The sequence below is a fragment of the Roseivivax isoporae LMG 25204 genome, assembly GCF_000521865.1.
Classification (GTDB): domain Bacteria; phylum Pseudomonadota; class Alphaproteobacteria; order Rhodobacterales; family Rhodobacteraceae; genus Roseivivax; species Roseivivax isoporae.
In genome coordinates, this window is record NZ_JAME01000067.1 from 1 (window position 1) to 8973 (window position 8973).

Consider the following 8973-nt stretch of genomic DNA (forward strand, 5'->3'; position numbering starts at 1 on the left):
CTGCAGATCGGGGGCGCGAGCTATGACCTATTGGCGTAATGTCCTGACAAAGGGCCGAGATGCTGCAAAGCAACTCGAGGAGCCATTCGTGAAACCCTGAAAAACTGTCTGCCGCGTGTCTCTTCCATGGGGTGGGCACTCCTCCAGCCGAGCGACGCGATACTCCGCGCGGTGGTCACCTTAATCGGACAATGCTGCGAGAACGGCCATGACCATACCTGCACTTCTCTACGGCCTCGGCGGAAAATTCGACCGCTCCTACAACCAGGCGGCCTTCGAAGGGGCGACCGCGACCGGCGGCACGTTCCGGGACTTCGAACTCGTGAGCGAGGCGCAGAGCGAACAGGCCCTGCGCCGTCTGGCGGAGATCGGCTCCGACCCGGTCATCGCCATCGGGTTCGGCTTTGCCGACGACCTCGCGCGGGCCGCGTCGGATTACGCCGATACCACCTTCGTGCTCGTCGGCGGCAGCGCCGAAGGGTCGAATGTCCGTTCGATCACCTTCGACGTTGCCGATGCTGCCTACATGGCCGGATACCTTGCCGCCTCGGCCTCTGCGACCGGCATGGTGGGCTATGTCGGGGGCATGGACATTCCCGAGCAGCGAATGATCGCGGCAGCCTTCGCTGCTGGGGCCGCCGCGGCCGATCCAGCGGCCATCGTGCTCTCGAACATGGCCGGGACGACCCCCGCGGCTTGGAACGACCCGGTCCGCGGTGCCGAGCTCGCGCAGTCCCAGATCGACCAGGGCGCCGACGTGGTGTCGAGTGCCGCCGGTGAGACTTCCCTAGGTGTCCTGCAGCAGGCCGCCGATGCCGGCATCTTCTCCGTCGGTCTCGATACGTGGAGCGTCGACCTGCACCCGGGCAGCATGCTGGCCGCAATCCATCCGCGCGTCGATCTGGTGGTCCGTGATGCCATGGCGGGCGGCGCGTCCCTGGACGGCGGAGCGGTCGAACTGGGGGCCGAGGACGGCATCTGGGACTATGTTCCGGGTGTGCCGGAGGCGCTGACGCCTGCACTCGAGGCCGATCTCGAGACGGTCGTCGCGGCACTGCGTGACGGCCCCCGCGGCGAGATCGACACCGGAAACGAGACGCTGGAGGGCACGGGCGGCGCCGACCTCCTTGAGGGGCTTGATGGCCACGACCTGCTGCGCGGCAACGGCGGCGCCGATACGCTTGACGGCGGCAACGGAAATGACACGCTGATCGGCGGCGATGGCGACGACGTTCTGATCGGGGGCACGAGTGCGGCCGACCTGCGTGACGTGATCTACGGCGGTGCGGGGAACGACAGCATCGACGGCGGCCATGGCAACGACGAGCTGCGCGGGGACGCAGGCAACGACACGCTCGAGGGCGGCTTCGGCGCCGACACCGTGATCGGGGGTGACGGGAACGACGTTCTGACTGGTAGCGCCTTCTCCGACCTGCTCTTCGGCGGGGACGGCATGGATTTCGTCAACGGCGGTTTCGGGTCGGACCGGGTGAACGGCGGGGCAAGCGCCGACCGGTTCTTCCACATCGGCGTCGAGGGGCACGGGTCGGACTGGATCCAGGACTTCAGCCACGAAGAGGGCGACAGGCTGGTCTATGGTGGCACGGCAATCCGCGACCAGTTCCAGGTGAACTTTGCCAGCACGCCGCGGGCGGGCGATGCGGGTGTCGAGGAGGCCTTCGTGATCCATCGGCCGACTGGGCAGATCCTCTGGGCGCTTGTCGACGGTGCCGGCGAGGACAGCCTGATGCTGCAGATCGGGGGAGGCGCGAGCTTCGATCTCTTCGCGTGAACATCCGGAACGGGGAATCCACATGAGCCTTGTACAGTTGAATACCTTCCCGTGGGCGGATCTTCCCGACCACCAGCCATTCCCCCTGCGCTTCGCGCTCTCGGCGGACGGGGACACCGCGACCTTCCTGCTGCGGCTGGCGGCCGGCGCCAACACGCAGCTCTTCAGCTACGATTTCGCGGCCGACAGCTTCACCCAGCTCGCGCCCGCCTTTCCCGCGGCCCCCGTGTTCCTCGGCCCGATCTTCAGCTTCGTCTCGGACGATGCCAGCCGTATCGGGATCGTCACCGACGAGGCGCTGGTGGCCGCCGATGTCGACGGCGCGGACGATCTCTATGTCGTGCGTGACGGGGGCGGCTACACGCTCGTCCAGCCCGATGGCGTGCCGCGCAACGTGGACATGACGCTCGCCGCGTTTTCAGGTGACGGGGAATCGGCGGTCCTGACCGACCGCCGCGGGGATGTCCTGGCGCTCGTCTCCACCACGGGCGGTGCCCAGGTGGACCTCGATGCCGAGCTGCGCGCGGCGGGCTTCGATCCCTCCGCCGGCAACAGCCGGCCCACGGCCGCGATCTCGGACGATGGCGGACGGGTCGCGCTCGGGCTGTTCCAGCAGCAGGTGATCTACGACCGTGCCAGCGACACGGTTCTCGACCTGAACGACATCGCCCCGGGCTTCGAGCTTGGCGAAGGGACGCAGAAGGTCCTGTCGGGAGACGGACGCTACCTGTTCTTCTACACCAACAACAGCTTCAGCGACCGGCCGGCCGGACTGGTGCGGATCGGGATCGACGACGGGTCCGTCGACTACGTCTACGAGGGAAATGACGGGCAGGAGCCGTTCTCGGTCTCGGATGACGGCCGCTATGTCGCCTTCGCCACGACCGAGCCCGACCTCGTGCCGGACGATCCGGGCGACGATGCCTTCCCGCGCGAACCGGACGTCTTCGTGCGCGACATGATGACGGGCGCGCTGACCCGGATCGCGCCCGATCCCGCGGACGGCGAACTGGCCTCCCGCTTCAACACCGCCTACCCCGTGATCTCGGGGGACGGCACCAAGCTCATGGTCAACGCGATCCTGACCGACGTGCTCGATTTCAACAGTCCCGATTACGGCGGTACCTACTGGGTCGACGGCTACGGGACCTGGTTGCCGGCGATCGAAGGCGACGACGGTGCCAACCGGCTGGTGGGGACCGAGGCGGACGACGTCCTGCGCGGGTTCGGCGGCAACGACACGCTTGTCGGCAATGGCGGCGAGGACACGCTCGAAGGCGGCGACGGGACCGACATCCTGATCGGCGGGGGAGGGAACGACGTCCTCCGGGGTGGCGCAACCGAGGCCGACCGTCGCGATGTGATCTATGGCGGTGCGGGCAACGATTTCGTCGACGGCGGCTACGGCAACGACGAGCTCAGGGGCGACGCGGGCAACGACACGCTCGAGGGCGGCTTCGGCGCTGACACCGTGATCGGGGGTGACGGGAACGACGTTCTGACGGGTAGCGCCTTCTCGGACCTGCTCTTCGGCGGGGACGGCATGGATTTCGTCAACGGCGGGTTCGGGTCGGACCGGGTGAACGGCGGGGCGGGCGCCGACCGGTTCCTCCATGTCGGAGTCGCGGGCCACGGCTCGGACTGGATTCAGGACTTCTCCGACGCCGAGGGCGACACCCTCGTCTGGGGCGGCGGTGCGGCGAGCCGGAGCCAGTTCCAGGTGAATGTCGCGACCACGCCGGGGGCGGGCGATGCGGGTATCGAGGAGGCCTTCGTGATCTACCGCCCGACGGGACAGATCCTCTGGGCGCTGGTCGACGGCGTGGGCGAGGACAGCCTGATGCTGCAGATCGGGGGCGCGAGCTACGACCTCCTGGCGTGAGGTCGGCAGGGTCGGGAAATCCGGACCTCTGGCGGATTAATGTTTGCCCCGACGGCCCGGAAATGAATAAATGCTGACGTAACGTCCGGCACGGCAATTTTCTTTCTTTTTGGCCAGGTCGGAGGTTTCTGGTGCAACAGGGTCGGTTTTTATATCGGATGATTTGACGAAGAACCGACCGTTAAACGGATACGGGATTACATGACGGCATTGATCAGCGGCCTCGGTGGCGAGGCAGGCTTCGGCGAAGCGTTTCTTGACCGCAACGACGACCGTTCGACCCTTCCCCTCGACATCACGTCGATCTTCGAGAACGGTCTCAATTTCTTCGGGCGCGAATTCACCGAACTCTGGGTGAACAACAACGGCAGCGTCACGTTCAACGGGCCGCGCTCGACCTTCACTCCGAACGTGATCACCGAGGCCAGCGACAACCCCGAAATCACACCCTTCTTCGCCGATGTCGACACCCGCGGCGGCGCTATCGATCCCACGCCGGGCGGCAATTCCACCGGGTCGAACCTGGTCCATTACGATTTTGACACGGTACAGGACCGGATCATCGTGACCTGGGACGATGTCGGTTATTACAGCAACAGAACCGACAAGCTGAACGCCTTCCAGCTCATCCTGCAGGACGTGGGCGAAGGCGACTTCAACATCGAGTTCCGCTACGAGGCGGTGAACTGGACCGCCGGCAATGCCAGCGGCGGCACGGACGGCCTCGGCGGGGTCACGGCGCGCGCGGGCTACACCGCCGGCACCGGCGATCCGAACGCCTTCTTCGAACTGCCCGCCTCGGGGGACGAGGCGGCGATGCTCGCGCTCGAGGACACGCCCGGAAATACCGGTGCCGACGGCCAGTGGCTGTTCCGCGTGCGCTCGGGTGACATCGTGCAGGCCGACATCCCGCCGCTGCCGCCGGTCGGCGCCACCGGCTGGACCTCGGGCGATCCGCACCTCGCGACGCTCGACGGGTTCAACTACAGCTTCCAGGCCGCGGGCGAATACGTGCTGACCCGCGACATCGACGGCAGCGGCCTCGAGGTGCAGGCGCGCTTCGTTCCGGCGGGCGAGAATGCGTCGATCACCGAGGCCGTCGCCGCGCGCGTCGGCGACAGCACGGTGCAGATCGACGCCGCCGATGCCACGCCGGTCTCGGTGGACGGTGCCGCCGTGGAGATCGAGAACTTCGGCAGCATCGCGGTCGATGGCGGCCGCGTCTACCGCGAGGACGATACCTACACCATCGTCTACAACGACGCGGATGCCCGCATCAGCCGCGACAGCAGCCAGGTCATCGTCGACGTGGTGGGCAGCCGGCTCGACGTAGCGATGCGCCTGTCGACCGACCATGTGGGCGCGGTCGAGGGTCTTCTCGGAAATGCCGACGGCAATCCCGACAACGACGTGGCGCTGGCCGACGGCACCGTCCTGGCGCGGCCGCTGGCCTTCGACGACCTCTACGGCGCCTACCGCGACGACTGGCGGGTGACGACCGAGGCGCAGTCGCTCTTCACCTACGATGCGGGAGAATCCCTCGCGGGCTTCTACCTGCCCGACATGCCGGCCGAGATGCCGACCCGGGCCGACTTCACCCCGGAAGAGGTCACCGCCGCCGAACGGCTCGCCACCGAGGCCGGCCTCACGCCCGGCAGCGTCGCCTTCGAGAACGCGGTGATCGACGTCCTGATCACCGGCGACGCATCCTTCGTGGCCTCTGCTGTGAGCGTGCCCGAGGCGGGCATCCGCGGCATCGTGGGCGAACTGCAGATCGGCACCGATGCGGACGAGGTGCTCACCGGCGGCGCCGAGGACGACCTCCTGCGCGGCCGTGGCGGGGACGACCGCCTGGTCGGTCTCGCAGGTGACGACACGCTCGACGGCGGCAATGGCGTCGACACGCTGATCGGCGGCGAGGGCGACGACGTGATCCAGGGCGGCACCTCGACGACCGACCTGCGTGACGTGGCCTATGGCGGGGCCGGCAATGACTCCATCGACGGCGGCTACGGCAACGACGAACTGCGCGGCGATGCGGGCAACGACACGATGGAGGGCGGCTTCGGCGTCGACACGGTGATCGGCGGTGACGGCGACGACGTGATCACGGGCTCGGCCTTCTCCGATCTGCTCTTCGGCGGCGACGGCATGGACTTCGTGAACGGCGGCTTCGGGTCGGACCGGGTGAACGGAGGGGCCGGGGCGGACACGTTCTACCACCTCGGGATCGCAACCCATGGATCGGACTGGATCCAGGACTTCTCCCACGCCGAGGGTGACAAGCTTGTCTGGGGTGGCGGTGCGGCGACCGAGGATCAGTTTCAGGTCAACTTCGCCTCGACCGAAGGTGCGGGCGATGTCGATGTCCAAGAGGCCTTCGTCATCTACCGCCCGACGGGCCAGATCCTCTGGGCACTGGTCGACGGTGCCGAGCAGGACAGCCTGATGCTGCAGCTGAACAGCGGCACGTTCGACCTTCTGGCTTGAGGCTTGAACATATTTGCCTGGAGCTGTTTCTAGCGAAATTGCAGATGGTTAAGAATTCGGGGGCCGGCGACGGCCCCCGATGCGCGTCGGCACTCCCTCCGCCCCGAAAGGCCACACTTCCATGACGACCATCACCGCGACCTCCGCGGGTCTCAATGCCGTCTCCGTCGGGTTCGACGTCCCGGCGCTCGACGATTTTCCGCTCGATGTCATGCCTGCCATCGAGATGGCCCTGCAGAGCGCAGGCGACTGGCGGCCGGTGCAGCTGTCCTCCACGCGGATCGCGGTGTCCGACGGCCGCTTCACGCTCGCGCTCGACGGACGCAACCTCGCGCCCGTCTCGGACGCGGCCGGGTTCGCGCAGGCGGTCGAGGCCGGCCGCGCCTCGGGCTCCTTTGTCCGGTTGTCCCTGTCGGACCGCGCCACCGAGCTCCTCTCCATCGGCTTCGGACCCGCCGGCTACACCGTCACCTCGGGTGACGTGGTGCTGACCCTCGCGGGACGCCTGCCGGACACCTTCGCGGAATTCTACGAGCTCGGGCGGCTCGTCACGGCGCTTGCCGAGGACCCCGCGCCCGCCGAGCGCGCGGCGCTGATTGACGAGCTGGGCGCCTTCGATCTCTCGGGCATCACCCTGACCGAGGGTGGCGAGACGCTGTTCGGAATGAGCTTCTCGGGAGACGCGGCGGTGCTGAGCGTCGGGGGCTACACGCTGAGCCTCGAGGGCGCGCTGCCGGACGATTTCGGCGGTCTCGCCGTCTCGCTCCTGGAAGTGTCGGCCCTCTACGAGAGGCTGCCGCCCTTCGCGCCCGTCGAAGAGGACGACATCTCGAGCTTCCGCATCGACCGGGCGCGGCTCGTCGCCCCGGACGGTACCGAGATCGGTACCGCCACGGGCGAGTTGTCGGGGGCGCTCCTGACCGCACTGCGCGATCCGGACCTGGCTGGGCAGCATTTCGCCTTCGGCGCGGAATATGTGATTGACGGCACCGCCTTCGACCGCGTGGTCCTCGACCTCGCGGCGGATGCGCGGAACGACGCGGTGCTCGCCACCGGGACCGACCTGCCGGAATGGCTGGGCGGTCTTGCGGGAGACGACATGCTCACCGCGCGCGCGGAAGGCAGCGTGGTGGATGGCGGCGCGGGCAACGACCGGCTGATCGCCGAGGTCGCGGGCACCCGGCTGCAGGGCCATACCGGCAGCGACACGCTGATCGGCAGCGCCGGGGCGGACGACCTGCAGGGCGGTGCGACCCCCGACGACCTGCGCGACGTGAGCTACGGCGGCGCGGGCAATGACATGATCGACGGCGGTTACGGCAACGACGACCTGCACGGCGGCGCGGGGGCCGACACGATCGCGGGCGGTTTCGGCGCCGACACGGTGATCGGCAACGGTGGCGACGACGTGATCACCGGCGGCGCCTTCTCGGACCTGCTCTTCGGCGGGGACGGCATGGATTTCGTGAACGGCGGGTTCGGCTCGGACCGGGTGAATGGCGGGGCAGGGGCGGACCGGTTCTTCCACGCCGGGAGCGAGGGGCACGGCTCGGACTGGATCCGGGACTTCTTCCATGCAGAGGGCGACACGCTCGTGTGGGGCGGCGGTGCGGCGCGCGAGGATCAGTTCCAGGTGAACATCGCGACCACGCCTGGTGCGGGCGATGCCCATGTGGAGGAGGCCTTCGTGATCCATCGTCCTACCGGCCAGATCCTCTGGGCGCTGGTCGACGGCGCGGGCGAGGACGGCCTGATGCTGCAGATCGGGGGCGCGAGCTACGACCTATTGGTCTAACCGAGGCAGGTTTATACGCTGCGTCGACAGGGCTCGCGCCCTGATGGACGGTGCTACGATCTTAAACCTTGAGCGTCCTCGCCGTCACCCGGCGTGCCACCTTGAGCCAGAACTGTCCCCCGAGATCGTTGCGGAAAAGGTCGAGCCGGTCCTCGTCCGCGGGCTTGAGCGAGAAGCCCGGCTGGGCGGCGGCGCGGCGCGCGGCGAGGTGCCCGTTCCGGGCATCAAAATGCATCTTGAGCGTCTGGAATTCGGCACGGGTGAAGAGGCAGGGTGACACCTCATCGCCATGTTCGCGGCGCAGGAGCTTCGTCACCTCGTCGACAAGCCAGGGCGGTGCGACCTGCGGTTCGGCCAGCATGTTGGCGGCCCAGCTTGCCAGCGACATGGGCGAGACGTTCGAACTGCCTCCATTCACCTTTTCCAGTGCGCCGGGATCGAGGTCGATCCTCAGGTGATCGAGCATCCAGCCGAGTATGCCGCCCCGAGCGGCGCGGGCCGCGTGGAAGTCGACGAAGGTGATCTCTTCCGGGGCGAAGACCGTCTCGAGCCGGTCGAGCAGAAGATTGTAATCGGCGGCGAGGCCCGCCACCGTGCCCTTCTCGATCACCGGTTGCACGAATTGCGGCGGCCGCGGCGGCACCCGCTTCTTGCCGAGTTCGAGATAGACCGATTGCAGGAACTGCCATTGCTGGCGCAGCACGCAGATCACCTCGATCTCGTCGAAGGCCGCGAGCCGTTCGCGCACCTGGGCGAAATCGACCCGTGCCTGGGGATCGATGCGCGAGAACTCCTCGCTCGAGAGGAACAGTGTGGCGTCGCCTCCTGCATGGGCCTCGGCGAGACGCGAGAGGTTGGCGAGGCTGCCGCCGGCATAGGCATAGGTCTTGGGCAGGCGCACCCAGTCGTAGACGAGACCATGGTGGCCGGCGATCTGGGCGATCCGCGGATAGACCAGCCCGTGCCGCGCCAGGAGTTCCGAATTGGCGTAGAACGTGTCCTGGATCGTGGTCG

General features: G+C 67.6%; 5 protein-coding genes. 4 read left to right on the forward strand and 1 reads right to left on the reverse strand.

Annotated features, from left to right (window positions below):
- The first annotated feature begins 208 nt into the window (after positions 1 to 208).
- The 4 genes from RISW2_RS25730 to RISW2_RS25550 all read left to right on the forward strand — a co-directional run bounded on the left by RISW2_RS25730 (position 209) and on the right by RISW2_RS25550 (position 7959).
- Positions 209 to 1792, forward strand: a complete 1584-nt coding sequence (locus RISW2_RS25730) for a BMP family ABC transporter substrate-binding protein (protein ID WP_051492297.1) — start codon at positions 209 to 211, stop codon at positions 1790 to 1792.
- A 22-nt stretch (positions 1793 to 1814) separates the two neighbouring features.
- Positions 1815 to 3674, forward strand: a complete 1860-nt coding sequence (locus RISW2_RS23735; protein WP_156943956.1) for a calcium-binding protein — start codon at positions 1815 to 1817, stop codon at positions 3672 to 3674.
- Positions 3675 to 3875: 201 nt separating this feature from the next.
- The gene (locus tag RISW2_RS23740) at positions 3876 to 6164 is read left to right on the forward strand and encodes a nidogen-like domain-containing protein (RefSeq protein ID WP_051492302.1); all 2289 of its coding nucleotides are present in this window, start codon (positions 3876 to 3878) and stop codon (positions 6162 to 6164) included.
- A 121-nt stretch (positions 6165 to 6285) separates the two neighbouring features.
- A complete protein-coding gene (locus RISW2_RS25550) occupies positions 6286 to 7959 on the forward strand; it encodes a calcium-binding protein (RefSeq protein WP_051492304.1) in 1674 nt (557 codons plus the stop codon).
- A gap of 61 nt (positions 7960 to 8020) precedes the next feature.
- Here RISW2_RS25550 and RISW2_RS25130 read toward each other — a convergent pair.
- Positions 8021 to 8973 (reverse strand): hypothetical protein (locus tag RISW2_RS25130; protein ID WP_043775152.1); only part of this gene is annotated, 953 nt, incomplete at its 5' end.

Coding starts and splice junctions, on each gene's coding strand:
- RISW2_RS23740 (WP_051492302.1), top strand. CDS start 3,876: ATGACGGCATTGATCAGCGGCCTCGGTGGCGAGGCAGGCTTCGGCGAA.
- RISW2_RS25730 (WP_051492297.1), top strand. CDS start 209: ATGACCATACCTGCACTTCTCTACGGCCTCGGCGGAAAATTCGACCGC.
- RISW2_RS23735 (WP_156943956.1), top strand. CDS start 1,815: ATGAGCCTTGTACAGTTGAATACCTTCCCGTGGGCGGATCTTCCCGAC.
- RISW2_RS25550 (WP_051492304.1), top strand. CDS start 6,286: ATGACGACCATCACCGCGACCTCCGCGGGTCTCAATGCCGTCTCCGTC.